Annotated in this window: 25 protein-coding genes; 8 read left to right on the top strand and 17 right to left on the bottom strand. The window is 69.3% G+C overall.

What is annotated here, in order from left to right:
• Positions 1-86 precede the first annotated feature (86 nt).
• A complete protein-coding gene (locus AMYBE_RS0136155) occupies positions 87-887 on the bottom strand; it encodes an ABC transporter permease (RefSeq protein ID WP_020664277.1) in 801 nt (266 codons plus the stop codon).
• Positions 884-1,855: a daunorubicin resistance protein DrrA family ABC transporter ATP-binding protein gene (locus AMYBE_RS0136160; protein WP_020664278.1), complete on the bottom strand. Its 972-nt coding sequence runs from the start codon at positions 1,853-1,855 to the stop codon at positions 884-886. Before AMYBE_RS0136160 ends, AMYBE_RS0136155 begins: the two co-directional genes overlap by 4 nt.
• Positions 1,856-1,962: 107 nt before the next feature.
• On the opposite strand from AMYBE_RS0136160, the gene AMYBE_RS0136165 reads away from it, so the two are divergent.
• Positions 1,963-2,910: an endonuclease/exonuclease/phosphatase family protein gene (locus AMYBE_RS0136165; RefSeq protein ID WP_020664279.1), complete on the top strand. Its 948-nt coding sequence runs from the start codon at positions 1,963-1,965 to the stop codon at positions 2,908-2,910.
• A 54-nt stretch (positions 2,911-2,964) separates the two neighbouring features.
• Here AMYBE_RS0136165 and AMYBE_RS0136170 read toward each other — a convergent pair whose 3' ends face one another.
• Together AMYBE_RS0136170 and AMYBE_RS0136175 are read right to left on the bottom strand one after the other, a co-directional pair.
• A complete protein-coding gene (locus AMYBE_RS0136170) occupies positions 2,965-3,768 on the bottom strand; it encodes an SIR2 family NAD-dependent protein deacylase (protein WP_020664280.1) in 804 nt (267 codons plus the stop codon).
• Positions 3,761-4,069, bottom strand: a complete 309-nt coding sequence (locus AMYBE_RS0136175; protein ID WP_020664281.1) for an antibiotic biosynthesis monooxygenase family protein — start codon at positions 4,067-4,069, stop codon at positions 3,761-3,763. The genes AMYBE_RS0136170 and AMYBE_RS0136175 overlap by 8 nt, the downstream gene beginning before the upstream one ends.
• 321 nt (positions 4,070-4,390) lie before the next feature.
• Between AMYBE_RS0136175 and AMYBE_RS0136180 the strand changes: the two genes are divergently transcribed.
• Complete coding sequence (locus tag AMYBE_RS0136180) at positions 4,391-5,587, top strand: IS30 family transposase (protein WP_425386914.1); 1,197 nt, start codon at positions 4,391-4,393, stop codon at positions 5,585-5,587.
• A gap of 139 nt (positions 5,588-5,726) precedes the next feature.
• Here AMYBE_RS0136180 and AMYBE_RS0136185 read toward each other — a convergent pair whose 3' ends face one another.
• Positions 5,727-7,151, bottom strand: a complete 1,425-nt coding sequence (locus tag AMYBE_RS0136185; RefSeq protein WP_027928387.1) for a M1 family metallopeptidase — start codon at positions 7,149-7,151, stop codon at positions 5,727-5,729.
• A 57-nt stretch (positions 7,152-7,208) separates the two neighbouring features.
• On the opposite strand from AMYBE_RS0136185, the gene AMYBE_RS0136190 reads away from it, so the two are divergent.
• Complete coding sequence (locus AMYBE_RS0136190) at positions 7,209-7,961, top strand: alpha/beta fold hydrolase (protein WP_020664283.1); 753 nt, start codon at positions 7,209-7,211, stop codon at positions 7,959-7,961.
• A 46-nt stretch (positions 7,962-8,007) separates the two neighbouring features.
• Here the strand turns inward: AMYBE_RS0136190 and AMYBE_RS0136195 are convergent, their stop codons facing one another.
• From AMYBE_RS0136195 to AMYBE_RS0136210, 4 genes are all read right to left on the bottom strand, one after another.
• Positions 8,008-8,961, bottom strand: a complete 954-nt coding sequence (locus AMYBE_RS0136195) for a peptidoglycan recognition protein family protein (RefSeq protein ID WP_027928389.1) — start codon at positions 8,959-8,961, stop codon at positions 8,008-8,010.
• Between the two features lie 90 nt (positions 8,962-9,051).
• The gene (locus tag AMYBE_RS0136200) at positions 9,052-9,927 is read right to left on the bottom strand and encodes an HhH-GPD family protein (protein WP_027928390.1); all 876 of its coding nucleotides are present in this window, start codon (positions 9,925-9,927) and stop codon (positions 9,052-9,054) included.
• A gap of 23 nt (positions 9,928-9,950) precedes the next feature.
• The gene (locus AMYBE_RS0136205) at positions 9,951-10,442 is read right to left on the bottom strand and encodes a beta-class carbonic anhydrase (RefSeq protein ID WP_020664286.1); all 492 of its coding nucleotides are present in this window, start codon (positions 10,440-10,442) and stop codon (positions 9,951-9,953) included.
• A gap of 143 nt (positions 10,443-10,585) precedes the next feature.
• A complete protein-coding gene (locus AMYBE_RS0136210) occupies positions 10,586-11,686 on the bottom strand; it encodes a LacI family DNA-binding transcriptional regulator (RefSeq protein ID WP_027928391.1) in 1,101 nt (366 codons plus the stop codon).
• A 178-nt stretch (positions 11,687-11,864) separates the two neighbouring features.
• On the opposite strand from AMYBE_RS0136210, the gene AMYBE_RS0136215 reads away from it, so the two are divergent.
• Genes AMYBE_RS0136215 through AMYBE_RS0136225 form a run of 3 tightly spaced genes read left to right on the top strand, consistent with a single transcriptional unit; the run spans position 11,865 to position 14,494 of the window.
• Complete coding sequence (locus tag AMYBE_RS0136215) at positions 11,865-12,770, top strand: metal ABC transporter solute-binding protein, Zn/Mn family (protein ID WP_020664288.1); 906 nt, start codon at positions 11,865-11,867, stop codon at positions 12,768-12,770.
• Positions 12,770-13,606, top strand: a complete 837-nt coding sequence (locus AMYBE_RS0136220) for a metal ABC transporter ATP-binding protein (protein WP_020664289.1) — start codon at positions 12,770-12,772, stop codon at positions 13,604-13,606. Before AMYBE_RS0136215 ends, AMYBE_RS0136220 begins: the two co-directional genes overlap by 1 nt.
• A 3-nt stretch (positions 13,607-13,609) precedes the next feature.
• Positions 13,610-14,494 (top strand): metal ABC transporter permease, encoded by an 885-nt coding sequence (locus AMYBE_RS0136225; RefSeq protein ID WP_020664290.1) that lies wholly within the window; start codon positions 13,610-13,612, stop codon positions 14,492-14,494.
• A gap of 71 nt (positions 14,495-14,565) precedes the next feature.
• Here AMYBE_RS0136225 and AMYBE_RS0136230 read toward each other — a convergent pair whose 3' ends face one another.
• From AMYBE_RS0136230 to AMYBE_RS0136245, 4 genes are all read right to left on the bottom strand, one after another.
• Positions 14,566-15,870: an alginate O-acetyltransferase AlgX-related protein gene (locus tag AMYBE_RS0136230; protein ID WP_020664291.1), complete on the bottom strand. Its 1,305-nt coding sequence runs from the start codon at positions 15,868-15,870 to the stop codon at positions 14,566-14,568.
• A gap of 52 nt (positions 15,871-15,922) precedes the next feature.
• Positions 15,923-17,146: a DUF445 domain-containing protein gene (locus tag AMYBE_RS0136235; RefSeq protein WP_020664292.1), complete on the bottom strand. Its 1,224-nt coding sequence runs from the start codon at positions 17,144-17,146 to the stop codon at positions 15,923-15,925.
• 46 nt (positions 17,147-17,192) lie between these two features.
• Positions 17,193-18,368, bottom strand: coding sequence for a DUF445 domain-containing protein (locus AMYBE_RS0136240; RefSeq protein ID WP_051125040.1), 1,176 nt, complete (start codon positions 18,366-18,368; stop codon positions 17,193-17,195).
• A 134-nt stretch (positions 18,369-18,502) separates the two neighbouring features.
• Positions 18,503-19,726 carry a DUF445 family protein gene (locus AMYBE_RS0136245; protein ID WP_020664294.1) on the bottom strand — a complete coding sequence of 408 codons (1,224 nt, stop codon included), beginning with the start codon at positions 19,724-19,726 and terminating at the stop codon, positions 18,503-18,505.
• Between the two features lie 126 nt (positions 19,727-19,852).
• Between AMYBE_RS0136245 and AMYBE_RS43585 the strand changes: the two genes are divergently transcribed.
• On the top strand, positions 19,853-21,361 hold the full coding sequence (locus tag AMYBE_RS43585) for a coiled-coil domain-containing protein (protein WP_020664295.1): 1,509 nt from the start codon (positions 19,853-19,855) through the stop codon (positions 21,359-21,361).
• Positions 21,362-21,500: 139 nt separating this feature from the next.
• Here AMYBE_RS43585 and AMYBE_RS0136255 read toward each other — a convergent pair whose 3' ends face one another.
• The 4 genes from AMYBE_RS0136255 to AMYBE_RS0136270 all read right to left on the bottom strand — a co-directional run bounded on the left by AMYBE_RS0136255 (position 21,501) and on the right by AMYBE_RS0136270 (position 25,758).
• Positions 21,501-22,940: an FGGY-family carbohydrate kinase gene (locus AMYBE_RS0136255; protein WP_020664296.1), complete on the bottom strand. Its 1,440-nt coding sequence runs from the start codon at positions 22,938-22,940 to the stop codon at positions 21,501-21,503.
• Positions 22,937-24,268, bottom strand: a complete 1,332-nt coding sequence (locus AMYBE_RS0136260) for an MFS transporter (protein ID WP_020664297.1) — start codon at positions 24,266-24,268, stop codon at positions 22,937-22,939. Before AMYBE_RS0136260 ends, AMYBE_RS0136255 begins: the two co-directional genes overlap by 4 nt.
• Positions 24,269-24,344: 76 nt before the next feature.
• Positions 24,345-25,139: a DeoR/GlpR family DNA-binding transcription regulator gene (locus AMYBE_RS0136265; RefSeq protein ID WP_020664298.1), complete on the bottom strand. Its 795-nt coding sequence runs from the start codon at positions 25,137-25,139 to the stop codon at positions 24,345-24,347.
• Positions 25,140-25,146: 7 nt separating this feature from the next.
• Positions 25,147-25,758, bottom strand: coding sequence for a histidine phosphatase family protein (locus AMYBE_RS0136270; RefSeq protein ID WP_020664299.1), 612 nt, complete (start codon positions 25,756-25,758; stop codon positions 25,147-25,149).
• A 105-nt stretch (positions 25,759-25,863) separates the two neighbouring features.
• Here AMYBE_RS0136270 and AMYBE_RS0136275 point away from each other — a divergent pair, with 105 nt between their 5' ends.
• Entirely contained in the window at positions 25,864-26,547 is a 684-nt protein-coding gene (locus tag AMYBE_RS0136275; RefSeq protein WP_020664300.1) for an HAD family hydrolase, read from the top strand.

Consider the following 26,547-nt stretch of genomic DNA (forward strand, 5'->3'; position numbering starts at 1 on the left):
CCCTTGAGGGACATGGATGTCGTGAAGGGAACATTGAGGAACTCAGAGTCCCTCAATGTTCCCTTCACGGCTTCGAGCGGACAGTCTCAGACCCGCTTGCGGTAAGCCCACGTCGCGAGCGGGAAGAACACCGCGACCGCACCGGCCATCCAGGCCAGCGCGCCGGCCAGCGAACCGGCGATCGGACCGCCGTTGAGCAGGCCGCGCAGTACGTCGGACAGCAGGCTCACCGGGCTGATGTCCGCCCATGCTTTCAGCCAGCCCGGCATCGTCGAAGTGGCGACGAAGACGTTGCTGCCGAACGTCAGCGGCATGATGAACACGAACATCAGGCCCTGCGCCGCGCCGGGCGATTTCATCAGCATCCCGACGAAGACCGAACCCCAGCAGAAGCACAGACCGAACGCGATCGCCAGCAGGAGCGCCAGTACGAACTCGGCCGGGCCGGTTTGCACGCGGAAGCCCATCACAGTCGCCACGATCAGCAGCACCGCCAAGCACACCACGTAGCGCACGAGGTCGGCGAGCACCGCGCCGACCAGCGGGGCCGAGCGGGCGATCGGCATCGCGCGGAACCGGTCGAACACGCCCTTCGTGACGTCGGTGTTGAGCTGGACGCCGACCGTCAGCGAAGCCTGCAGGATGTTCATCACCATCACGCCCGGCACGAGCGTCTGCAGGTAGTTCTCGATCGAACCGCCCAGCGCGTTGCCGAACAAATAGGTGAACATCAGCAGGAAGATGATCGGCATCAAGGTGACGTCGGCCAGCTGCTCCGGGTTCTTCCGGATCTTCAGGATTCCGCGCCAGGCCAGTGAAAACGCGTGCCGCATGCCCTGGGTGAAGCTGATGTGCCGCGGTGGTTCCACGGCCAGTGCGGTCGTCACGACCGGCTCCCTTCGAGTTCTTGCTGCGGCTCCTCGGTGCGGTGCCCGGTCAGCGCCAGGAACACCTCGTCCAGGCTGGGCAGCCGCAGCGCCAGCTCGTCCGAGGTGATGCCGGCCGCGTCCAGCCGGCGGACCAAAGTGGACAGCAGTACCGGATCGGACACCGGTGCGGTCAGCAGGCCGGTCGCGTTGTCGCGGGCGGGCCGGGCGCCGGAAAGCTCGGCGAGAATGCCCTCGACCGCGTCCAGATCGGCCAGTGAAGTCGGGCGGACCTGCAGCGTCTGACCGCCGACCATCCGCTTCAGCTCGTCGGCGCGTCCGTCGGCGACGACGTGGCCGTGGTCGAACACGGTGATCCGGTCGGCCAGCTGGTCTGCCTCCTCCAGGTACTGCGTGGTGAGCAGTACCGTCGCGCCGTCGGCGACCAGACCGCGGACCACCGACCACACCTCGTTGCGGGCGTGCGGGTCGAGCCCGGTCGTCGGCTCGTCCAGGTACAGCACAGCCGGGCGGCCGACCAGGCTCGCCGCCAGGTCCAACCGGCGGCGCATCCCGCCGGAATAGGTGCGGATCGGCCGTTTGGCCGCGTCGGTCAGTTCGAACCGCTCCAGCAGCTCCGCCGCCCGCGCTCGGGCGTCGGCCCGGGACAGGTTCAGCAGCTTGCCGATCAGCACCAGGTTCTCGGTGCCGCTCAGGTCCTCGTCCACCGACGCGTACTGGCCGGTCAGCCCGATCAGGCTGCGCACCCGGACCGGGTCGCGCACCACGTCGTACCCGCCGACCGTCGCGTGCCCGGCGTCCGGTTTCAGCAGGGTCGCCAAGACGCGGACCGCCGTCGTCTTGCCCGCGCCGTTCGGCCCGAGCACCCCGACCACCTTCCCGAACGGGACCTCCAGGTCCACCCCGTCCAGCGCCTTCGTCTCCCCGAATTGCTTGACCAGGCCCTCGGCCCGGATCGCGTGCGACATGACGCCTCCTCCTGTGTCGCTCCCGGTCACTCTCGCGGGCGGCGCTGGCAGGACGCGCACACTTCGCTGACACGGACCTGTCAGCGGCGACGGCATACTCTTCGCTCATGGCGATGGCGGAGGACACGCGAACTCGGCTGGTCACGGGCCTGCTCGTGCTGGTCGGGCTGCCGCTGCTGACGGTGGCAGCGCTGCGGACGATCGGCTACGACGGCGGCTGGTACCTGACCGCGCTGATCGCGCTGACGCCGTACGTGATCGTCTACGGCGTCCTTTTCGCCGCACTCGCGCTGCTGCTGCGCCGCTGGTGGATCGGTGGGGTCGCGCTGGCGCTATCCGCGCTGCTGGCGGTCTACGTGGCGCCGCGCGTGGTGGCCGACGACCAGCCGGAGGCGCACGGCAAGACGGTGCGAGTGCTCGCCAGCAACCTCTACCTCGGCAAGGCCGACCCGGCGGCGATCGTCCGGCTGGTGCGGGAGCAGCGGGTGGACGTGCTGAACCTGTTGGAGATGACTCCGGCGGCGATGGCCGGGCTGGAGAAGGCCGGGCTGTTCCAGACGCTGCCGTACCGAGTGCTGCACCCGGCGTCCGGCGTGGACGGCTCCGGCATCGTGTCGCGCTACCCGCTCACCGAGGAGGACTACACCGGCGATTCCGCGCAGAAGCAGCCTGGTGCGGAGGCCGACCTCGGCGACGGCGTGACGCTGGAGATCGTCGCGGCGCATCCGCGGTCGCCGGACAGCGGGTACTACGAGTGGGACCAGGAGATGCGCGACCTTTCGCGGGCGATCGGCGAACACGGGCTGCGCGTGGTGGCCGGCGATTTCAACGCGACGCTCGACCACGCCGCGCTGCGCACCGTCCTCTCGCGCGGCTACGTCGACGCGGGCGAGGCGCGTGGCGACGGCTTGATCCCGACCTGGCCCGCGTCCACCGCGTTCGTACCGCTCGATCACGTGCTGGTGGACAAACGAGCGGCGATCAGGGATTACCGAGTGCTGGACGTGGCCGGATCGGATCATCGGGCGGTTTACGCGGAGGTGCAGCTGCCGTGATTTCTCTTCGGCCCGTCGCCGAGGCGGACGGTCGGCCGTTCCCGCTGCCGCAGCTCAAACGAGCTTGACCAGCGTTTCCAGCGCACCGGCGGCGATCGACACCCCGCGTCCGTGCCGGATCTGCGGCTCGCGCGGATTGATCCGGATCAGCGCGCCGGTGGCGGCGCTGGCGAGTTCGGCGTACCGGCGCACGGTCGGAACCGCTTGCCCGGCACCGATTTCGATCACCACCGCGTCCCGATGCGCGCGCCGCCAGCAGGTCAGCTCGTCCAGCTGCTCCTGACTCCGCTGCGGTAGCCAGTCGAAGTCGCCGAACATCAGGATGTTCGGCCGGGCCAGGCCGCCGCAGCGCGGACACGACGGAAGCGGCGGGCGGGCCCGCATGGTGGTCTCGTCGAGATCGACGGCGACCGTCGCGGCTGACCAGATCTCCCGCGAACACCCTGCCAGGCACTGCAGATGATGGATCGATCCGTGCGCCTCGGCCACGTGAACGAACCCAGCCGCCTGGAATTGCCCGTCCACATTGGACGTGTACACGCGCACACCGCCCGGCATCGACTGGCCCCGCTCCAGCAACAGCCGGAAGCCGTCATGCGGCACAGTCGCCCGGTACAGCGCGAGCCGGTGCCCGTAGAAACCCCAGGCCAGCTCAGGATCGGAAGCGAAATGCTGAGGGTCGGCCAGCTCCTCGAACCGCAGCCCAAGCCGGGCGTACGGCGGATACGCACGCCAAAACCCCTCGCCGCCGCGGAAATCGGGCAGTCCGGAGTCGACGCCCATCCCGGCACCGGCGCACACGAGCAGTGCGCCGGCCCCGCGGATCAGCTCGGCGGCTCGGGCGAGCTCGTCACTCACCCGGCTTCGACGCCTGCACGACCTCGAACTCCAGCAAGCTCGCGCCGGTCGCGACCGGGTTCTTGCGCTCGCCCGCGTGCGCCTCGCGCGCCGAGCCCTTCGCCCACGCCTGGTAGTGCTCCTCGGTCTCCCACTTCGTGTAGACGAAATAGCGGGTTTCCCCGGACACCGGGCGGAGCAGCTCGAAGCCGAGGAACCCCTCCTGGTTGTCGACGGAGTGCAGCCGGGCGGCAAAGCGCTTCTCCAGCTCCGGGCCGGCGCCTTCGGGGACCTCGATTGCGTTGATCTTGACGACTGCCATGCCGCAATTATGGCGCCTGTGTCTTTGGCGCCTGTGTCTTTGGTGCCGGCTTCGCCGGCGCGGGCGGGATCGCCTTCAAGTCGGCGTCTGGTTTGGGCGGCGCGCCCGGCCGGGGGCCGATCACGCCGCTCAAACCAGACGCCGACGCGATCCCGCGGGTGGGGCGGGTCGGGTGGGTCGGGTTTGACTGTTTCCTTAGGTCCGTGAAGGGCCCCTTGCCGGAATCTACTTGGGTTCTAGTGGTGGTTGCAACGCCTGAGTTGTTGAGGGGTTGCCGTGGCGGGGGTCCGGGAGGTTGCAGCGTCGCGGGGTCGGGGGAGGTTGGCGGCGGAACGCCGCCGGTATTTTGATCTTGTGGCGGAAGGCGTGGGCACTGTCGAGGCGTGCCGGGCTGTCGGGGTCGACCGGCGGACCGGGCACCGGTGGCGGCACGGGCGGCCGAGCCGGGCGGGGCGGACGGCCGTGCGGTCGCCGGCCCCGCCCTCGCGTCCGGCCCCCGTCGCCGATGCCCGCCCCGAGGCGCAGTCGCGGTTCCTGACGCAGCAGGAACGGCTGGCGATCGCCGACCTGCGCCGGGCAGGGGCCGGGGTCCGCGCGATCGCCCGGGAACTGGGCCGCGATCCCGCCACGATCAGCCGCGAACTGGCCCGCAACGCCCGTCCCGGCAGCCGCGGCTACCGGCCCTACGCCGCCCAGGCCCGCGCCGACGCGCGCCGCAAACGGCCCAAGACCGGCAAGATCGCGGCCTGTCCCGAGCTGCGCGACCTCGTGCAGGGCATGCTGCGCAAGAAGTTCAGCCCGGAGCAGATCAGCCAGCGGCTGCGCCGCGACCACCCCGACCGCCCGGAGCTGCACGTGACCCCCGAAACCGTCTACCAGGCCCTCTACGTCCAAGGCCGCGGCGAACTGCGCCGCGAACTGCACCGCGCGCTGCGCACCGGCCGCGCCGTGCGCAAACCCCGCCGCACCGGCGAAGCCCGCCGGCCCCGCTTCGCCGAACCCATGGTCATGATCAGCGAACGCCCCGCCGAAGCCGCCGACCGCGCCGTCCCCGGCCACTGGGAAGGCGACCTGATCATCGGCAAGGACGGAGCCTCCGCCATCGCCACCCTGGTCGAACGCGCCACCCGCTACACGCTCCTGGTCCCCCTGCCCCACGGCCGCGGCGCCGACGCCGTCCGCGACGCCCTCGTCACCGCCATGCACACCCTGCCCGACCACCTGACACGGTCCCTGACCTGGGACCAAGGCTCGGAAATGGGCCGACACCGCGAATTCACCATCGCCACCGGCATCCCCGTCTACTTCTGCGACCCCCACAGCCCCTGGCAACGCGGCAGCAACGAAAACACCAACGGCCTGCTGCGCCAGTACTTCCCCAAAGGCACCGACCTCTCCCTCCACAGCCCCGAACACCTCGCCGCCGTCGCCGCAGAGCTCAACTGCCGCCCACGCAAAACGCTCGGCTGGGACACCCCAGCCGAACGCCTCGCTACACTCCTCACCGAAACCAGCTAATCCAGCCTGTGTTGCGACGACCCCTCGAATCCGCCCTAAGTCCGGTAAGGGGCCCTTCACGGACCACGAACTCCCGGGACCGCCGCCCGCCCGGCGAAACCACACGCATAGCGCCGCCTCAAGTTCCTGGCATTGGCAGTCAGGGGCGCAACCCGCCGGGATAGAGGTTCGGTTTCGAGGGCAGTTGCGTTCCCTGGAACCAGTCGGTCAGGAAGCCGTGCAGGTCGCGTCCGGCGACCTTGGACACCAGCTGCTCGAACTGCGCCCAGCTCGCGTTCCCGTTGCGATGCTGGGTCACCCACTCGTGCAGCAGCGTCTCGAACGCCGGTTCGCCGAGCGCCCGGCGCAGTGCGTGCACGGCCAGGATGCCCTTGTCGTACACGCCCTGGAACAGGTGCTGCGGGCCCATGTCGACCAGCTTCTGACTCCAGAAATCCGCGCTGCCCTGGGTGAGCTCGATCGCCGCCCGGTACCGGTCGTCCAGGTTCTGGCCCTCTCGTTCGCCCCACATCCACTGCGCGTACGACGCGAAACACTCGTTCAGGCAGATGTCCGACCACGAGTCCAGCGACACTGAATCGCCGAACCACTGGTGCGCGTTCTCGTGCACCACGGTCAGGATTTCCGCCCATTTCGCGTAGGTCGGACGGGTCTGGGTCTCCAGCGAGAAATGGATGTTTTCGTCCAGGTAGATCCCGCCGGCCGCGCTCTGCGGATACTGGCCGAACTTGCTTTCCAGGAACGACAGCACCTCGGGCAGCCGGTCTCCGGTGGCGTCCCGGGACTCGGCGCCGGGCGCGTACCCGGAAACGATCGGGGTGCCGTCCGGCAGCGCGGACCGCTTCACGGTGAACTTGTCGATCGCGATCGTGGTCAGATAGCTGGCCACCGGGTTCGGATCGGACCAGGTCGTGGTGGTCTTGCCGTCCTTCGTGCCGGTGCCCTGCTCCCGGCCGTTGGACAGCACGGTCCAGCCGGCCGGCACGTGTGCGGTCAGCGTGAACGTCGCTTTGTCCCGCGGGGTTTCGTTGACCGGGTACCAGAACGACGCCGAATGCGGCTCGCCGACAAGGTACGCGCCGCCGTCTTCGGTGCGTGCCCAGCCGTTCTCCGAGCCGCCGTCGTGCGGGGTTTTCTCCGGAACGCCCGAATAGCGGACCCGGGCCCGGAACGTCGAACCGGACCGCAGCGGCCCGGCCGGGGTGACGACGAGTTTGCTCTTTTCCCGGCTGAACTTCGCGGCCTGCCCGTCGACGGTCACCGAGGCGACGTCCAGTCCGCGCAGGTCCAGGTCGAAGCGGCTGAGGTCCTGGGTGGCCTTGGCGGTGACCGTGGCGTCCCCTTCGAGCTTGCCGCTCGGCGGGTCGTAGCTGACGTCCAGGTGGTAGTCGAGCGCGTCGTACCCGCCGTTGCCGTCGTCGGGGAAGTACCTGTCGCCCGCGCTGTTCGCGCCCGGTGCGGGATGCATTGGCGGCGGTGGTGGCGGCGACGGCTCAGCAGGGCTGCACGCGGACAGCGCAAGCACGCCGGCGAGGGCGGTGACGGCGATCGGGCGGCTGCGCATTCGTTCACCCTAGGGCCAGGTTTGTGATGAAGTGGCAGTGAAAACCCGGGAGGACTAATGCGACCAGCGCTGATCGACTTCGGCGGCGACGAACGCACCGGCGTGTCGATACTGGTGCTGCACGGTCTGATGGGCCGCGCCCGCACCTGGTGGCCGGTCGCACAATGGCTCAAGCGATACGGCCGGGTGCGCGGCCTCGACGCGCGCGGGCACGGTCGCGCGCCGCACGTCGGGCCGTGGACCACCGAACAGTTCGCCGACGATATCGCGGACGTGCTAGGCGAAATCGGCCCGTCTGTCCTGATCGGCCATTCGATGGGCGGCCTGCATGCCTGGGCCACCGCGGCGAAGCACGCGGAGCTGGTGCGCGCGGTGGTGAGCGAGGATTTCGCGCCGGACCAGCGCGGCCGCACCGTCGAGACCTGGCGCGGCTACTTCGAGAGCTGGCCGACGCCGTTCGGCTCGATGGCGCACGTGCGCGAGTTCTTCGGCACCGCGGGTGAGTACTTCACCGAATGCGTCGAGGAACGCGAGGACGGCTACCACCTGATCGCGAACCTGGAGAACCTGTACGAGATCGCCGCCGAATGGGGCCGCCGGGACTACTGGTCCATTGTGGACGAAATCCGCTGCCCGCTGCTGCTGGTCGAGGGCGAGCACACCGCGATGCCGGCCGGGCAGCAGGCCGAGGTCGCGGCCCGGGTGCCCGGTGCGCGGCACCTGATCGTCGCCGGTTCGGCGCACCTGCCGCACGCCGAGGCCCCGGAGATCTACCGCGGCGCGGTGGAGGCGTTCCTGGCCGGCCTGTGACGCCTCACGCGCGCCGCCCTCGCTGGCACACGTGAGGCGTCCCCGGTCAGCGGGCGAGCTCGACGCGCCAGGCGGCGGTCGAGCGGTCCGCCGGCACGATCAGCGGCCAGACGTCCGAGCCGAGATAGCCGGATTCGTCACTGGCGCGTGCCGCGGTGCAGCTGTCGCGGGAAAGCCCGTGCTGGGCGGCCAACGCGGCGACCGCCCGCGCCGTCGCCGGGCCGAACACGCCGTCGGTCGGCACTCCGAACCCGGCCGCACGCAGGAACCGCTGTGCGGTCGCGACCTGCGGTCCGACGTCGCCCGGCTTGAGCAGCGGCCACTCCGGCGCGTCGAGGCGCGCGACGGGCACACCGAGCTGCTGGCCGACCGCCTGGCGCAGCTCCGGGAGCCGGTTGTAGAGCACCTGGCCGCAGCACTCGGTCGAGTTGAAATCGCGGTGGCCCTTGATGAACTCCGGCGTGATGCCGTACTGCTGCGCGATGTAGGCGATCAGCTGAACCAGCGAATTCCACAGCGCGACCGGCACGTCGACCGTGCTGTAGAGGCCCTCGTTCTCGATGCCGAGGCATTCGCTGTTGTGGTTGGCCACGTTCGCGCCCTGCACGTGCTGTGTGCCGCCGCGCAGGATCTCCAGGCTGCGGTGCCGGCCTTCGGTGACGAAGCCGCCGCGGCTGTTCGTGAACTGCTGGCCGGTGTCGATCCAGCCGCGCGTGTCCATGTGAAAGTTCTGGATGTCCCGCGAGATCTGCAGGGCGTGCGCCAGCGAGTAGTCGGTGTTGTTGCCGGGGTCGACGGTGTGGTGCACGACGATGTACGTCGGTTTGTGGTTCTCCACCACGATCGTGCCGGCCGCCGGCCGGGCGTTCCATTCGGTCGTGGAGTGGATGACCGGCGTGCTGGCGGCGCTCGCGGAACCGGCGGCGGCGAACCCCAGCGCTCCCGCGGCGGTGACGGTGAGACCGCCCTTCAAGACAGCACGACGCGTTGCTTCCCCCATGCGAACTCCTCCTCCGGAGTGCGACGACCAGGGAAAACTAACCCGGCACCCGGGCCGGGACAACTTTTTGCCGACTTTCGTCGTAGTGCGTCAGTGTTCCCCTGGCAACGCGAAGAGCCCGTCGTCGGTTTGCTCCAGCAGGCCGTCCACCAGCAGCGAGTCGAGGCATCGGTCGCGCTGGCCGGACTCGTGCCACACCAGGTCCAGCCGGGCTCGCTCCACCGGGCCCTCGCTGCCGCGCAGCACGTCCAGCAGCAGCCCGCGCACCTGCCGGTCGGTGCCGGCGAACCGCTGCACCGGCTTGGCCGGGCCGGCGTACTCCGGCCGGCCGTTGCGCTGCCACGCACAGTCGCCGTAAATCGGACAGTCCGCGCACTTCGGCGAGCGCGCGGTGCAGACCAGCGCGCCCAGCTCCATCAGGGCGGCGGAGAGCTTCGCCGCGGACGCGTCCTCAGCGGGCAGCAACGCGTCGACGTCTGCCATGTCCCGGGTGTTCGAGGCCGGACCGGCGTCGCCCGCGCCATGCACCGCGCGGGCGACGACTCGCCGGACGTTCGTGTCCACCACCGGCGCACGCTTGCCGTACGCGAACGCCGCCACCGCACGTGCGGTGTACGCGCCGATGCCCGGCAGCGCGAGCAGAGTGTCCACATCGGACGGCACGACGTCGCCGTGCTCCTGCGCGATGACGGTGGCGGCCGCGTGCAGCCGCAGTGCGCGCCGCGGATAGCCGAGCTTGCCCCAGGCGCGCACGACTTCGCCGGTGGTTTCGGCGGCCAGCGCCGACGGCACCGGCCACCGGGCCAGCCACTCCAGCCAGATCGGCTGCACGCGATTCACCGGCGTCTGCTGCAACATGATCTCGCTGACCAGCACGCCCCACGCGGAGCAGTCCGGTTCCCGCCAGGGCAGGTCCCGGCCTACCGCGTCGAACCAGTCGTTCAGTACCTCGGGGTCTACCGCCACCCCGTCATTGAATACGACCCGGGTCACTCGACCTCGGTCAGGCTCCCGGCCTTCACGTCGTAGACGAATCCGCGCACGTTGTCGGTGTGCAGGAGGAAGTCGCTGCGCCGGACCCGCTCGACCGAGGTGCGCACGCTGTTCTCCACCACCCGGAACGCCTCGACCGCCCAGGTCGGCCGCAGTCCGGTGGCCTCCTCGAGCTCGTCCTTGAACTCCTCGTCGGTGACCATCGACAGGCCGCAGTTGGTGTGCTGGACGATCAGCACCTCGCGGGTGCCGAGCTTGCGCTGGCTGAGCGCGAGCGACCGGATCATGTCGTCGGTGATGACACCGCCCGCGTTGCGCAGGATGTGCGCCTCGCCCTGCAGCAGGCCGAAGATCTCGAACACCCGGATCCGAGCGTCCATGCAGGTCAGGATCGACACCTGCAGCGAGGGCTTGGGGGAGGAGCGGTCGCCGGGGACGATGTTGCCGATTTCGTGGTTGCGCTTGAGCAGCACGTCGATGGCGGTCATGAGGCACCTTTCGGCTGTGCGGCCCCGCGTGAGCGGGCGGTTCGTTCCATGGAACCGGTCGGAGGCCGCGCACACAATGCGGTGGGCGCGAAATCACGCAACCGCTGGGAGTTCGCGCCTGTCCGGGGCCTTCGCGTTCGCGGTCAGCCGCCGAACCAGGGTTCGTCGACCGTCCGCGGCGGTGCCGAGGTGCGGCCGATGCGCAGTTCGGTGGGCAGCGTGATGACCTTCGGCCCGACTCGCTCGCCTGCGCTGAGCAGCAGCCGCCCGGCCACCTTGCCCTTCTCCAGCACCGGCTGGTGCACGGTGGTGAGCCCGGCGCGCTCGGCTTCGGCGATGCCGTCGAAGCCGGTGACCGTCAGGTCGAGCGGCACGCGCAGGCCGCGCCGCGCCGCCTCGGCGAGAGCGCCGAGAGCGAGGATGTCCGAGGTGCAGACCAGTGCGGTGACCTGCGGGTACGCGTCCAGCAGCTGCCGGGCGGCGGAGGCGCCGTCGTCCACGGTGTGGTCGAAACGCTCGACGACCGGCACGGTCGCCCAGTCGACGCCGGCCGCGGAGAAGGCCTGCGCCAGCGCTTCCAGCCGGGTGCGCTGCACGTGGAAGTGCGCACCGCTCTGCCGTTCGGCGCTGACGAAATCGTCGTTGCGCTCGCGGCCGAGTCGCATGCAGAGGATGCCGACCTGGCGATGCCCGAGCGCCACCAGGTGATCGGCGAGGCGGGTGACCGCGGCCGCGTCGTCCGGGCCGACTCGGTCCACCCCTTCGAGGCAGGGCTGGTCGATGATCACCGTCGGCACCGGCCGCTCCAGTACCGCGGCCAGGTGCGGATCGTCGTCCGGCACCGAGTAGACGACGAAGCCGTCCACGCCGGCGCGGTGCACCGCGGCCAGGTCTTCGCGACCGGGGCTGGCCGGTACGAGGTGCAGGCCGACGCCCGCGTCCTCGCAGGCCAGCGCGAGCCCTTCGAGCACGCCGACGGCGGCCGGGTCGCGGAAGGCGTAGGAGAGGTTTTCGGTGAGCAGCAGCCCGACCGCGCCCGCTTTGCGAGTGCGCAGCGAGCGGGCGACCGGGTCGGGGCCCGGGTAGCCGAGCCGGCGCGCGGTTTCCAGCACGCGGCGGCGGAGTTCGGGAGACAGCTGATCCGGGCGGTTGTAGGCGTTGGACACGGTGGTCCTGGACACCCCGAGTTCCGCCGCGAGCGACGCCAGTGTCGCCTGCCTCCGGGTGCGAATAGGACGGCCCATCCGCAAACCGTAACGGTTCAGATCGTTTTCCAGAAGCGACACCCCTGTGGTGAGTGTCTCGATCCACTGGGTGACGGCGCCGGGGTACGACCACCCGGTGGAGTGATGCTGGCCGTTCGGATGGGGTAAAGTGAATCTGACAACGGTTTCCATTAGCAGTACGACCCAGGAGAGCCCGATGACTTCCCGTCGCACCACGAGCGTCCTCGCCGCCGCGTCGGCACTGGCGGTGTTCGCGCTCGGCGCGTGCTCCAGTGCCTCCTCGACGGACTCCGGAACCGGCTCCGGCGAACAGGTCAAGGTGGTCGCCTCCACCGACGTGTGGGGCAGCGTCGTGTCCGCGGTCGGCGGCGACAAGGTCCAGGTCACGTCGATCATTCACGACCCGTCCGCCGACCCGCACTCCTACGAGTCCACCGCCGACGACGCGCTCGCGGCGAAGAAGGCGCAGCTCATGCTGGGCAACGGCGGCGGCTACGACGAGTTCTTCACCAAGCTCTCCGGCGAGGCCGCCTCGGCGAAGAAGCTGGTCGCCTACGACATCGCCGCGCCGGGCGAGGACAACGAACACGTCTGGTACGACCTGCCGGGCGTCGAGAAGGTCGCCGACCAGGTCGCGTCCGCGCTCGGCGAGATCCAGCCGGCCTCGAAGCAGACCTTCGAGAACAACGCCAAGACCTTCAAGACCCAGCTCGACAGCCTGATCAAAAAGGCGGGTGCGCTGGGAGTCGCGCACCCGGACGCCAAGGTCGTGGCCACCGAGCCGGTCGCGCACTACCTGCTGAAGACCGCGAAGGTCGCCGACGTCACCCCGAAAGCGTTCTCCGACGCCATCGAGAACGAGACCGACGTGCCCGCCGCGGCGGTCGCCGACTTCACCAAACTGATCAAGGAGAAGCAGGTGAAGGCGCTGGTCAACAACGTGCAGACGGTGACTCCGCTGACCAAGCAGGCGGTCGCCGACGCGAAGGCGTCCGGGGTCGCGGTGGTCGATGTGGCCGAGACGCTCCCGGCGAATGTCACGGGCTACATTGACTGGATGACGAAGGATGTGGACGCGCTGTCGGGGGCTCTGAACAGCTGATGTCCGTCCCGCTTCCCGACGCCGTTGCGGCGGTCCGCGTGCGCGGGGCCGGTCTCGCTTTCGGCGCCCGCACGCTGTGGTCCGGTTTGGACCTGACGGTCGAGCCGGGCGAATTCCTCGCCGTCCTCGGCCCGAACGGGTCAGGCAAAAGCAGTTTCCTCAAGGCGCTGCTCGGGATGCAGACGTTGTCCGCGGGCACCGTCGAGATCGCCGGCGGCCGCCCCGGCGGGGCGAACCGGAGGGTCGGTTACATCCCGCAGCAGCGCGCGATCGACGACTCGCTGACCCTGCGCGGGATCGACCTGGTCGGCCTGGGACTGGACGGGCACCGCTGGGGCCCCGGCCTCGCCGGGATGCGCGAGCGGAAACGCCGGGTCGCCGAGGCGATCGAAGCGGTCGGCGGCACGCGCTACGCGAAACAGCCGGTCGGCCGTCTGTCCGGCGGCGAGCAGCAGCGGCTGCGCGTGGCACAGGCGCTGGTCGGCGATCCGACCGTGTTGTTGTGCGACGAGCCGCTGCTGTCGCTGGACCTGGCACACCAGCGCGCGGTGAGCGAACTGATCGACGGACGGCGGCGCACCGCCGGTACCGCGGTGCTGTTCGTGACCCACGAGATCAATCCGGTGCTGCAGTTCGTCGACCGGGTGCTGTATCTGGTGAACGGCCAGTTCCGGATCGGCAAGCCGGACGAGGTGATGACCTCGGAGACGCTCTCGGAGCTGTACGGCACGAAGATCGAGGTGCTGCGCGTCGGCGGGCAGATCCACATCGCCGGGGCGCAGAGCGCGCTGTGCGAGGACGAACCGCACCACCACGAACAGGAAACGGTGGGCTGAGCCGTGGACGGCATGTTCGACTTCGCCAAGACCTGGGAGCTGATCACCGAGCTGGACAGCGTCCGGATCGCGTTGATCGCGGCCGCCGTGCTCGGTCTGCTGGCCGGGGTGCTCGGCCCGCTGATCGTGACCCGCCGCATGTCGTTCGCCGTGCACGGCACGTCCGAACTGGCCTTCACCGGCGCGGCGGGCGCCCTGCTGCTCGGCGTGGGCGTGGAATACGGCGCACTGGCCGGGGCGGTCGCCGCGGCGCTGCTGCTGGGCATCCTCGGCATCCGCGACGCCGACCGCGATTCGGTGATCGGCGTGATCCTGTCCTTCGGGCTGGGCATGGGTGTGCTGCTGCTGTCCTTTTACAAAGGACGGTCGGCGAACAAGTTCGGCATTCTGACCGGTCAGATCATCACCGTGGACAGCACGAACCTGACGGCGCTGGCGATCTCCGCGGTGGCGGTGCTGGCGGTGCTGGCGCTGATCTACCGGCCGTTGCTGTTCGCGAGTGTCGATCGCGCGGTGGCCGAGGCTCGCGGGGTGCCGGTCAAGACGTTGACCGTGCTGTTCGCGCTGCTGGTGGGCGTGGCGACGGCTCTGAGCGTGCAGGTGGTCGGGTCGCTGCTGGTGGTCGCGCTGATGGTGACCCCGGCGGCCGCGGCCGCGCGGGTGACGGCGAGCCCGTTGCGGGCGACGATCCTGTCGGTGGTGTTCGCCGAGGTGGCGGCGATCGGCGGGATCGTTCTGTCGCTCGCGCCGGGCAAGCCGGTGAGCGCGTTCGTGACGGCGATTTCGTTCTTCATCTACCTGGTGTGCCGGGTGATCGCCTGGGCTCGCGACCGGCGGCGCGGGGTGCGCGGCGGGACGGTCGCCGAGGCGGTGCCTGTTTCGGTTTGAGCCGTCCGTGAAGGGCCCCTTGCCGGACTTGGATTCCCTCAAGGGGCCCTTCCCGGACCAACGGCAGCGGGTCAGCGGACGGGATGTTGTGCCATCGCGGTCTTCACCGCGGCGACGAAACCGGGGTCGGTGAACGGCACCAGTCCGCCGTTGACGTTGCGCTCCACCGCCTGCAGCACCACCACACGCGAGTTCACGAACTGGTTCACCGCGTCGGCCTGCGACGTCTTGGGCGTCGAGTAGGCGAGGTAGGTCAGATCGCTGAACGCGCCTTCGAGGTAGCGCGACGAAGCGAGCGTGAACGAGTCGCCGTAGACGAGCGTCGGTTCGTCGATCATGCCGGTCAGCGGCGCGGTCTGGCGGTGCACCGGCTGGTCGATGCTGCCGATGTAGTTCCCCGCCCGGTTGGTGGCGCCATCCGGCTGGAGGTTGTACTTCGTGTTCGTCTTGGTGCCGGTTTGGCCAAGCAACAGCGGCAGGTCCGCGATTCCCTGGTACTGGCCTTCGGTCGGGGTTTTCCAGGTCGCGGTGACGCCCGGTTTCACGGCTTCGGCGACCGCGTGGGCGAGGACGATGCCGCCTTCGTCGCGCCAGTGCGTGTCGTTCGGGGCGTAGATCGGGCGGCCGAGCCGGGCCGCCTCCGCGGCGAGCTCCGGGCGCAGGTCCAGCGAACCGCCCGCGGTGGTGATCTTGTACCAGTCGTTCGGCGCGGCGGCGAGCGAGCACTCCTTGCCCGGGTAGCTGGCTGGCAGATACTCCGGCACCATCGTCGTCTTGTCTGGCGCCACCACGAACACGAACTTGCGGCCGGAGGCTTCGACCGCCGCGCGCAGCTCGTTGATCCGGGCCATCGTCGTGTCGATGTCCTGCGTCGGCGTGCACTTCGATTCGGCGTCGTAGCCGTAGTAAAGCCAGCCGTCGAGCCCCTGGACCACCTTCCGGTAGCCGCCCTGGCCCGAACTCGGCCCGCTCGGCGCCGACGGCCCGCTCGGCTGCTGCAGCGGCGGAGCGGGGATCGGACCGGAATTCGACGCGGAACCCTGGTCGAGCGGGGCCTCCTCGCCGAAGACGCCTCGGCTGATCCCCTTCGCCGCGTTGATCGCCCCGGCCCGGAAGGACAGCTGGTCGGTCGCCCAGTTGGGCAGCTTGGTGAAGAAGCTGAACCCGTCGGCGAGACTCGGGAACCCGGCGAGGCGGTGGTTCTCGATCTCGCTCGGCCGGACCCCGAACACCCACAGCAGGGTCGGCGTCGCGAAGAACAGCAGCGCGCAGATCAGCGCGGTCAGCTGGCGTTTTCCGTGCCGCGGGCGATGCAGCGCGTGCTCGCGGGGCAGGTAGGCCTCGTGGACGGCGGGCAGCGGAGAGGGCTCGGACACGCTCTTACGTTAGTCAGTTCGAGTGAGGCAGGTGCGAACAACTGCCGAAAAGTCAGCCGAGCATGAGGAGGACTTGCAACTCGCCGACGAGGAACCCGATCGCCCCGCCCACCGCGATCAGCTTCCATTCGTCCTGCCGGAACGCCGGCCGGAGCAGGCCCTCGAACTCCAGCGGCGTCAGCGCGAGCATCCGCTGCTCCACCATCTTCGCCACGTCCATCGCCTCGGTCAGGTAGCCCTCGGCGTAGCGTGCGGTCAACGGCAGCTCGGCCAGTGCCCGCTCCGCCGCGGCGTGCTTCATTTCCTGCAGCCGTTTCGTCCCGACGGCGAGCGCGACCACTGGTTTCGCCGCGCTGACCTGCGCGTCCACCGCGTGCCCGACAGCGCGTTCGACCATCGCCACCAGCCGGTCCGACTTCGGGCCGCGCAGCAGCGCTTCGAGCAGGTTCGGCACCGTCAGCACCTCGTTGGCGACCAGCTCGCCGTACTGCCGGGCCACTTCGGCGCGCCGCCGCTGGAACTTGCCCTGCAGGATCACCCGCCCCAGCCGCACCGGTTCCCGCGGCAGGAAGATCATCTTGATCGCCAGCCAGTCGGTGAACAGCCCGATCGCGCCGCCGAACAGCGGCAGTACCAACGGCTGCCGGGTGAACGCCCAGACCAGCGCCTGCACCACGCCGAGCACGAAGCCGAACACGATGCCGGCGCGGGCGATGAACGTCATCTCCGGCCGGGACGTTTCGCGGATCAGCCGGACCAGCAGCGCCCGGTCGCGGGTGAGCCGTTCGACGGTCATGTGCCGGACGTCGAGCACCTCGTCCAGGTTGTCGCGCACCTCGTCCAGGAACTCCTGGACCAGCTGCGGAGCGCTAGCTTGCACTTGCTTGATCAGTATTTCCTGGGCGATCGTGGGCATCACCTCCCACAGCCGCGGATGGTGCTGTTCGAGCACGTCGCGGGCGATCCCGTCGACCGCGCGCAGCAGCGGCTGTTCGAGCTCGCGGGTGATGATCGCCGGATCGACCCGGGCGAAGACCTCTTCGATGTCGAGCAGGTTCGAGGTGAGCAGGTCGGTCGCGATCGCCGCCATCCGGCCGCCGTGCTTGGGCACCACGCCCTGCCAGCCGAAGACCGGCTTGATCCCGACGAATTCGAGCGGCCGGAACATCATTTCGATGGCGACGCGCTTGGTCACGTAGCCGATCAGCGCGGCGACGAACGGCATCGAGGCGTACACCGGCCAGTGCCGCGCGAAGTCGTCCAGCACCGCGTCCACCGGGTCTCCCTCCCCGCTCGGAAGGAAACCGTATCGCGTGCGCTCGCTAACCGAGGAGCAGCAGCGCCTGCAGTTCGCCGACCAGTCCGCCGATCACCGCGCCGACCGCGATCAGCTTCCACTCGTCTTGGCGGAACGCGGGCCGCAGCAGCTGCTCGAACTCCAGCGGAGTGAGCCGGCGCATCCGGTCGACGATGGTGTTGCGCACGTCCAGCGCGTTCACCGCGTACGTCTCCGCATGCCGGATCGTGTCCGGCACCCGCTCGGCCGCCTTCTCGGCTGCGGCCTGCTTCATTTCCTGGAACCGCTTCGTGCCCACCGCGATCGCGACGAACGGCTTCACGACGCTCGCCTGCGCGTCGATCGTCTTCTGCACCTCGCGGCTGATCAGGCTGAACAGCCGGTCGGACTTCGGCCCGCGCAACACGGCTTCCAGCAGGTTCGGCACGGTGATGATCTCGCGGGCGATCATGTCGCCGTAGTCGGCGGCGACCTCGTCGCGGCGCTTCTGGAACACGCCCTGCCAGGTGTAGAAGCCGAAGAACCGCCGAGGCTCGCGCGGCAGGAAGATCATCTTGAGCGCGAGCCAGTCGGTGAACCAGCCGATCCCGAGTCCGAACAGCGGCAGCACGATCGGCGATTTCGTCAGCGTCCACACGAGCAGCTGCACACAGCCGAGGGCAAACCCGAACACGATGCCGGAACGGGCGATGAACCGCATTTCCGGCCGGGAGATGTCGCGGATCAGCCGGTTCAGCAATGCCTTGTCGCGCACCAGGTTCGTCACGACCATGTGCTTGAGGTCGAGCACGTCCTCGATGTTCTGCGAGATCTCGCGCATGATCTTGGTGATCGCCCGCGGCGCCTCGGCCTGGACGCGTTTCAGCAGCAGCTGCTGCGCACCCGAGGGCAGCATTTCCCACAGTCGCGGCTGATAGGTCTCCATGACCTCGCGGGTGACGTCCTCGACCACGCGCAGCAGCGGCTGCTCGATTTCCTTCGCGACCTGCGCCGGGTCGAGCCGGGCGAAGATCTCCCGCGGGTCGACCAGGTTGCTGGTGAGCATTTCGGTCGCGGTGCTGGCCATCCGCTCGGCGTTCGCGGGCAGCACGCCCTGCCAGCCGAAGACCGGCTTGATCCCGACGAATTCGAGCGGCCGGAACATCATTTCGATGGCGACGCGCTTGGTCACGTAGCCGATCAACGCGGCGATGAACGGCATGGAGACGTACACCGGCCAATGCTCGGCGAAAGTGTGCACGCGCGGACCCCTCCCGTATCGCTCACCGGGAACGGTAACCCGCGAGTTCCTTCCGCGTCCTCCGACCGTCCTCAACGGACGGCAGGGCCGCCGAGTCACCCCAGAATCAGCAGGACCTGCAACTCGCCGACCAGCCCGCCGATGATCGCGCCGACCGCGATCAGCTTCCATTCGTCCTGCTGGAAGGCCGGCCGGAGAATGCCCTCGAACTCCAGCGGCGTCAGCTGCTGCATCTTCTCGACGATCGTGTTGCGGACGTCGAGCGCGTCGGTCGCGTAGCTCTCGACGTGCTGCACGGTCTCCGACAGGTAGGCGATGACCTTCTCCGCGGCGGCCTGTTTCATCTGCTGGTACTCGCGTCCGCCGACGGTCAGCGCGACGAGCGGCTTCGCGAGCCCGGCCTGTGAGTCGATGGTCCGCTGGACTTCGCGGGTGACGAGCGCGAACAGCTTGTCCGCGCGCGGCCCGGTGAGGATGGCTTCGAGGACGTTCCGCACGGTGAGGACTTCTTCGGCGATCAACGCACCGTAGTCCGCGGCGACCTGCTTCCGGCGTTTCTGGAACATGCCCTGCCAGCTGAAAAAGAGGAAGCGGCGCTGCTCGCGTGGGTAGAAGATCATCTTGAGGGCGAGCCAGTCCGTGACGAAGCCTGTGACGAAACCGAAGACGGGCATGATGATCGGCTGTTTGGTGAGTGCCCAGGCGACGAGCTGGACGAGCCCGATCACGAACCCGAACCAGATCCCGCTGCGCGCGATGAACCGGAACTCCGGCGCGGCGACCTCGCGGATCAGCCGGCAGGTGAGCGATTTGTCCCGGACCATCGCGTTGATCAGCATGTCGTTGACGTCGAGGACCTCGTCGATATTGGCGGACACTTCGCGCATCAGCCGCTTCACGACTTCCGGCGCCTGCGCCCGGACCCGGTCGACGAGCACCTGCTGCGCGCGGCCGGGCAGCAGCTCCCACAGCCGCGGCTGGTAGGTCTCGAGTACTTCCCGAGTGACCTCGTCGACGGCCTTGAGCAGCGGTTCCTCCAGCTGCGCGACCATTTCCTCCGGATCGAGCCGGGCGAACACTTCGCGCGGGTCGAGGAGGTTCTTGGTCAGCAGGTCGACCGCGGTGGTGGCCATCCGCCGGGAGTTGGCCGGGATGACTCCCTGCCAGCCGAGGAAGGGCCGGATGCCGCGGAACTCAAGCGGCCGGAACATCATCTCGATGGCCACGCGCTTGGTCAGATAGCCGATCAGTGCCGCGATGAACGGCATGGTCGCGTACACGTGCCAGTGCGCGCCAAGGTCGGCGACGATGGCTTCCATGCGTGTCCCCGTTCGCCCGCGCAGTAGGTCGAGACAGGATGCCATGCGTGACGGCTGGTTTCGCGCTTTGTAATGCAGCCGTTTGGCGGTACGTGCTTGCGGTGCTCCGATCACTATGGTGGCCCGATGGTCGCGCCTCAAAAGCCGCAGCATCCCGCCTTCGCCCATGTTCGCAAGGGCTACGACCCGCTGCAGGTGGACGTCCGCCTCGCCGAGGTCGACGCCCGGGTGCACGAACTGACCCGTGAAGTCGCCGCGACCGCCCGGGGCCGCGACGAGGCGGTCGCGACGGCCGGCGAGCTGACCAAGGCCCTCACTACCGCCCAGCAGGAACTCTCTGAGGCGAAGGCGGCGCTGGTCCGAGTCACGTCGAGTCCCGCTGGTGCGGGCGCGATCTCCGAACGCGTCCGGATGATGGTGCAGCTGGCCGAGGAGGAGATCGCGGACCTGCGCCGCTCGGCGGAGGCGGACGCCGAGTCGACGCGCACCGAGGCGGACCGATACGCGCACGAAACCCAGCGCGCAGCGGACAAAGCGGCCAAAGAGGGAGAAGTGGAGCGGCAGCGGGTGCTGGCTTCGCTGCAGGCCGATTTCGCCGCGCGGACTGAGGAGCTGGAGTCCCGGATCGCGGCGGCCGAGCAGGACCTGGCCGCGCGGCAGGAGGAGCTGGCGGCCCGCGTCGCGGCGACGGACGCGGACATCGCGGCCCGGACGGCGGACCTGGAAGCGCGGATCAAGGCGGGCAACGAAGACATCGCGGCCCGCACCGCGACGGCCGACGCGGACATCGCCTCGCGTACCGAGGCGGCCAATCAAGACATCGCTTCGCGTACTGAAGCGGCCAATCAAGACATCGCCGCGCGCACTGCTGCGGCGGATCAGGACATCGAGACCCGAACCGCCGCGGCCAACGCGGAGATCGCGTCCCGGACTGAGGCAGCTGACCAGGCCCGTACGGAAGCCGACCAGACCGCCGCCGCTGCCCGCGCGGCAGCCGACGAAGCCGCCGCCACGGCCCGCGCGGAGGCCGACCAGGCCGCGCTGGCAGCGCGTACTGCTGCCGATGAAGCCGCGGCAGCCGCCCGCGCGAAGGCGGACGCCGAGGCGGAGGAAGCCCGTGCCGCCGCCGACGCCGAAGCCCACCGCGTCCGCACCGAAGCCGACGAAGCCGCAGCGCTGGCGCGAGCCGCTGCTGACGAGGAATCGGCCCGCCTGCGCGCCGAAGCCGACGCCGCGGCGGAGGCCAAAGCCGCCGAGGTGCGCGCTGAAGCCGACCGTCGCGCGTCGGAGGAGATCGCCGTCCGGAAGTCGCAGGCCGAAACCGCGCTCGCGGACGCGCTGCAGAAGCAGACCGAAGCGACCGAATCCCGGACGTTGGCGCTCGACTTGCGGATGAAGGTCGCCGACCGGATCGCCGCGACGAACCAGGCGGTCCAGGAGGCGCTTCGGTTCCTGGGTTCTTCGGAAGAGGAAGCGCCCGAGCCGCCCGCGGACTCCGCCGCCGCAGCTGCCGATGGCTCCCAGTCAACGCCCCCGCCGGCCGAGGCCGCGGCGGATGCGCAGCCTTCCGACGCGTCAGCACCACGAACCGGCAACGGTCACCGCCCCGGACGCCCCCGAGCAGGCCGATCCTGACCGGCCGGTGAAGGTCCTCGGCGGCTCTGTCTGGTAGCCAACGAGATCGATCGGTGCGGGGCCACGTGGTCTTTCCAGCAAAGGGTTTGACCGCTCGGCCTCGCCGACTAACCGCGCGACATCTCCCTCTCCGGTCGCATCACCCCACCGCTACCGCGAACAACTCTTCATCGATCCATCCGCGATCCCGCAGCGCGCGGCAAAACCGTTGGTACGAGTCCATCATCGCCGCTGCCTCCGCGAGGTCCGGCTCGATCAACGCCCCTGCCGGCGCGCCCGCGCCTGCCGTGCTCAGCCCACCTCCGGCACCTCCCGCCGCGGCAAGCAGCGCCGCGCCGTACCCCGTTTCGGCCTGAGCCGCGACCCGCAATCCGAGTCCGGTCACCGTCGCCCGGATTCGAGTCCACAGCGGACTCTTGCTGCCGCCTCCGGCCGCGAGAAGCGGTCCCTGTACCGGAACGCCCAGTCGCCGCAGGTGATCCAACGCCAGCCGCTCCAGGAAAGCGACTCCCTCCAGCCGGGCACGGTGCAGCTCGACCTCGTCGGCCGGGGTGCCGAGCACAAAGCCCGCTGCCTCGGAGTGTGCGAACGGAAAGCGTTCTCCCTTGCGGCGCAGCGGAAACGCCACCACGCGAGCCGGGCCGCGGGCGGCGGCGGCAGCGTCCAGCCGGGCCAGTCCCGGACTGTCCGAAACGGACTCGCCACCGGTGTTCGACGCGCCACCCGGCAACCACCAGCCGTCCGGATGCCGGTGGCTGTACATGACTCCGGTCGGGTCCGGAACCAGCGACTCCGTGACGCCTTTCAGGACGTACGTCGTCCCGAGAATCCCTACGAACCGCCCCGGCTCCACCGCACCCGCGGCAAGCTGCCCGGCACAGCCGTCGGTCATGCCCGCCACGACGAGGCAGCCGGCGGGGAGCCCGGCGACCGGCACGGAAACCTCGCCGAGCACGGTCGTCGGAGCGACCACTGGCGGCAGCATGTCCTCTGCCACGCCCAAACCGGCGAACACCTCGGACGGCCATTCCCCGGCCAGCGGGTCGTATCCGCTCTTGAGCGCGTGCGACCAGTCCGCGGCGACCGGGTGCCCGGTCAGGACCGCCGCGATCACCTCCGGCGTGTGCCGGACGCCGACCGTTTCGGTGTGCTCGGCCAGCCAGGCGATCCGCCCGAGTGCCGCGGTCGGCGAGACGCCCGAGCCCAGCCTCCGCCACCGGTCGGCACCGAGTTCCGCGGCTTTCGCATTGCTGTCCGCGCCCCGCCGGTCGTCGTACATCAACGCGGGCGTGACCGGCTCGCCCATCGCGTCGACGCCGACGATCGTGCCGGACGTCGCCGCGATCGCCACCGCGGAAACCTCCGCGCCGCGCTGGGGTAGCGCGGCGGTGAGCTCGGTCAGCACGGAACCGACCGCGGGCCACCACGCGGACGGATCCTGTTCGCTGCGGCCGTCGCCCGTCCGCACCGGCGCCGGAAGCGACGCCGATGCGGTGGCGAGGACCGAGCCGCCGCGCACCGCGAAGGCCCGAACCCCCGCGGTGGCGACGTCGATGCCGACCGAGACCCGCTCGTTCACGCCGTGCTGACCCTCTCTTCGACATCGTGCAGGCTGGCCTCATTCTCGATCGCCCGCTCGGTTTCCTCCGGCAGCTTCAGGAACCGGACCAGCACCGCGGCCACCAGGTACAACGCGGCGAAAATGATGACTACGCCAGCGGCGCCGGCCGGGCCGAGGAACAGCGACACGATCGCCGGTCCAACGAACGCCGCCGCTCCGGCGCCGAGGTTCAGCAACGCCATCGCGCCGCCCTTGTGCTCTGGCGCCAGCGAGGGAAGCAGCGCGGAGATCGGCACGAACCCGGCGAGCGTCGCCCCGTAGAGCGCGCCGACGATCAGCGCGAGCCAGTAGTACTGCGCGCCCATCGCGACCGGTACGAAGTACAGCAGCAGGATCGAGATCGCGCAGCCGATCGCGCCGAACCAGAAAATCGTGGTGCGCCAGCCGATCCGGTCGCTCAGCACGCCGAAGATCAGGTTGAAGAAGATGTTCGTCCCGTAGATCACCGACACCAGCAGCAGCCACCGGCTCTCCCCGAAGCCGATCTGCGAGATGAAGATCGTCGGGAAGAACACCAGCATGCCGAACTCGGGCGCGGTGTTGATGACCCGCACGATCATGCCGATGCCGACCCGCGGCTTCTTCCAGGCGATCGACACGCTGGACACCAGGCTCTGCACTGGTTTCACGTCCGGCGGCGCGAGGCGGCGGTAGCCGGTCCGCTGCCGGACGCCGAGCACCGCCACGAGGCCGCCGACGGCGAGCAGCGCGACCGCGACCCACAAAGTGCCGTAATGACCGAACATCGGATTGGTGAAGCTCGCGACGAGCGCGCCGAGCGTGGGCAGGCCGCCGGTGAAGGCGAAGTAGAACCAGCCGACCGCGGCGCCGAGCCGGGCGACCGGGGCCACCGCAGTGATCCACACCAGGAAGCCGAACGCGAACATCGGGTAGCCGAATCCCCTGATGCCGTAGCAGATCAACATCGCCGCGTAGTTCCCGCTGGCCAGGCCGAGCGTCAGGAACAGCACGTCGAACACCAGCCAGATGGCCAGCCCGACGATCATCACCCGCCGCGGTCCCCACAGTTCGGACAGCGCGCCGGAAAGCCATGACGCCAGCATGACCGCCACGCCGTACACGGTGATCACGTACGAGGCTTTGATTTCCGTGCCCGCGCCGTTGCCCGTCATGTACGGCGCGATGAAGCCGGACTCCACCCCGTCGCCGATCATGAACAGGAGCAGCCCGACATAGCCGAGGAACAGGGGCGCGGGCAGCCCCCACCTCGTGAGTAAGCGCCCGAAGCCCGACTTGGGCAACCCCGCTGTTGCCGACTCGTTCATACACGCCTCCATGACGTCGAGATCGAACGTATCATGGACCGTGTGAACTTCGCACGCAAGAGTGTTATGAAGTCGATCAGTCGTCGGGGTCTTCGGCGACCTGCACCTCGACGTGACTGCGCAGCTCGTCCGCGTAGTGCGGATCGGTGTCCGCGTCCACGATCAGCAGGTCGTAGTCGTCGAGCGGGGCGAGCCGGTGCAGCGCGGTGCGCTTCATCTTGCTGTGGTCCATCAGCAGCACCTTCTGCCGCGCGGCGGCGAGCATCGCCCGCTTGATCATCACGATCTCGGGCTCCTGATGGAACGTCATCGACGCGGTCATCGCCGAGGTCGACACGAAGGCGATGTCCACCGAAAGCCGTTCGATCGACTCGATGCTCTGCATGCCGAGGAACGAGTCGTGCGTGGGCGAGTAGTCGCCGCCGATGCAGATCAGCCGCAGCTCGTGCACGTTCTTGAGCACGTCGATCGCGGCGAGGTAGTTCGTGGCCACGGTCAGCGGCGTGACGTCGACCAGCAGCTTCGCCAGCGCGAGGGCGCTGGTGGAGTCGTCGAGCAGCACCGACATGCCGGGTTCCACGTGCTCCACCGCGTGCATCGCGATCAACCGCTTGGCGTCGACGTGCGCGTTCATCCGGTATTCGGCGTTGCTCTCGAATACCGTCGACGGCATCGCCGAGACCCCGCCGCGGTATTTCCGGACGAGGCCGCGCCGGGACAGCTCGTCGATGTCGCGGTGCACCGTCATCATGCTGACCCCGAGCAGGTCGACCAGCTCGCCGATGGTCGCCGAGCCCTGTCGGAACACGTGGTCGGTCAGCCTCTGCTGACGGTTCTCCCGGGGATGGCTGGCAGGTTTTTCGCTCGGCATGCCGTGATTATCGCGGTTCCACCGGGAGGTTGAAGCGCACCAGTGCGGTTCGGTCACCGCTCACCTCCAGTTCGGTGACGGCGGCGTTGTCCAGCCGGGGGAAGACGGTGCGATAGCGCTCCAGCGGGATGCCGAGCAGCTGGCAGAGAGTGAGCCGCAGCAGGGTGTTGTGGGCGACGACCAGCGCGGTTCCGCTGGTCGCGGCGGCGATCGCCCGGATCGCGCCGGCACCGCGCTCGGCGGCCGCGACCGGATCGTCCGCGCCGGGGAACGCGCCGGCGACCGGATCGGCGAGGAATTGCTCCACCGCGTCCGGGTTAGATCGCCGCACCTCGTCGCGGGTGCGTCCCTCGGCGATTCCGAAATGGGTTTCCCGCAGGTCGTCGATTATTTCCGGGCTCAGATCGAGCGCTTTGGCGGCCGGTTCCACCGTGCGGAGAGCGCGGTGCTGCGGGGAGCAGAACAGCGCGTCCGGTTTCACTCGGCAGGCGTACCCGGCCAGCGCGTCGGCCTGGCGGATCCCCTCGGCGGTCAGGGCTACCTCGCTGGTGCCCGCGTACCGGTTTTCCGCGTGCCATTCGGTCTGTCCGTGCCTGGCCAGTAGCAGCCGTGCGCCCACTCGCGTTCTCCTCGTGGTGTGAACACTCTTGCTAACTTCTCAATCTCGATGTTAACTTAACATTGCTCGTGTGAGGCGGGCTCGCGATCTGAAGGGATCTGGTGGATGACGCTCGACGCGGTGGTGTTCGACCTCGACGGTGTCCTGGTGGAAAGTGAACACCTCTGGGAGGAGAACTGGGTTGCTTTCGCCGCTCGTCACCAGGTCGAGTGGACGGCGGAGGACACGGCTTCGGTACAGGGCATGAGCGCGCCCGAATGGGCCGCCTATCTCGCGCGCCGGTGCGGTGTGCCGGACCGGGTGGACGAGGTGGAACGCGCGGTGGTCGACGGCATGATCGCCTCGATCGAAGCGGGGGAGGCGCCCTTGCTGCCGGGAGCGGACGCGATGGTGCGCGAGGTCAGCGAGCGGGTTCCGGTCGCGCTGGCGTCGTCGGCCGCGCGCCGGGTGATCGACGCCGTGCTTGAGAAGCACCGGCTCGCCGCGGAGTTCACCGCGACGGTCTCCAGCGCCGAGGTCGAACGCGGCAAGCCGAGCCCGGACGTGTACCTGGAGGCGGCCGCCCGGCTCGGCAAAACGGGCGGGGAATGCCTAGGGGTGGAGGACTCCAGCAATGGCATCCGGGCCGCGGCCGCGGCCGGGCTCACCGTGATCGCGCTGCCCAACCCCACGTATCCGCCGAAGCCGGACGCGCTGGAACTGGCGAGCGCGGTGGCCGAGAGCAATGACGACGTCCGGGTGAAGCTCCTGGCCTACTTGGCCGGAGAACCGGTTGCGGCGAGGGACTGA

The organism is Amycolatopsis benzoatilytica AK 16/65 (assembly GCF_000383915.1).
In the GTDB taxonomy this organism is placed as follows: domain Bacteria; phylum Actinomycetota; class Actinomycetes; order Mycobacteriales; family Pseudonocardiaceae; genus Amycolatopsis; species Amycolatopsis benzoatilytica.

Coding starts and splice junctions, on each gene's coding strand:
- AMYBE_RS0136160 (WP_020664278.1), bottom strand. CDS start 1,855: ATGTCGCACGCGATCCGGGCCGAGGGCCTGGTCAAGCAATTCGGGGAG.
- AMYBE_RS0136165 (WP_020664279.1), top strand. CDS start 1,963: ATGGCGATGGCGGAGGACACGCGAACTCGGCTGGTCACGGGCCTGCTC.
- AMYBE_RS0136175 (WP_020664281.1), bottom strand. CDS start 4,069: ATGGCAGTCGTCAAGATCAACGCAATCGAGGTCCCCGAAGGCGCCGGC.
- AMYBE_RS0136185 (WP_027928387.1), bottom strand. CDS start 7,151: ATGCGCAGCCGCCCGATCGCCGTCACCGCCCTCGCCGGCGTGCTTGCG.
- AMYBE_RS0136190 (WP_020664283.1), top strand. CDS start 7,209: ATGCGACCAGCGCTGATCGACTTCGGCGGCGACGAACGCACCGGCGTG.
- AMYBE_RS0136195 (WP_027928389.1), bottom strand. CDS start 8,961: ATGGGGGAAGCAACGCGTCGTGCTGTCTTGAAGGGCGGTCTCACCGTC.
- AMYBE_RS0136205 (WP_020664286.1), bottom strand. CDS start 10,442: ATGACCGCCATCGACGTGCTGCTCAAGCGCAACCACGAAATCGGCAAC.
- AMYBE_RS0136210 (WP_027928391.1), bottom strand. CDS start 11,686: ATGGGCCGTCCTATTCGCACCCGGAGGCAGGCGACACTGGCGTCGCTC.
- AMYBE_RS0136215 (WP_020664288.1), top strand. CDS start 11,865: ATGACTTCCCGTCGCACCACGAGCGTCCTCGCCGCCGCGTCGGCACTG.
- AMYBE_RS0136220 (WP_020664289.1), top strand. CDS start 12,770: ATGTCCGTCCCGCTTCCCGACGCCGTTGCGGCGGTCCGCGTGCGCGGG.
- AMYBE_RS0136240 (WP_051125040.1), bottom strand. CDS start 18,368: ATGCCGTTCATCGCCGCGTTGATCGGCTACGTGACCAAGCGCGTCGCC.
- AMYBE_RS0136245 (WP_020664294.1), bottom strand. CDS start 19,726: ATGGAAGCCATCGTCGCCGACCTTGGCGCGCACTGGCACGTGTACGCG.
- AMYBE_RS43585 (WP_020664295.1), top strand. CDS start 19,853: ATGGTCGCGCCTCAAAAGCCGCAGCATCCCGCCTTCGCCCATGTTCGC.
- AMYBE_RS0136260 (WP_020664297.1), bottom strand. CDS start 24,268: ATGAACGAGTCGGCAACAGCGGGGTTGCCCAAGTCGGGCTTCGGGCGC.
- AMYBE_RS0136265 (WP_020664298.1), bottom strand. CDS start 25,139: ATGCCGAGCGAAAAACCTGCCAGCCATCCCCGGGAGAACCGTCAGCAG.
- AMYBE_RS0136275 (WP_020664300.1), top strand. CDS start 25,864: ATGACGCTCGACGCGGTGGTGTTCGACCTCGACGGTGTCCTGGTGGAA.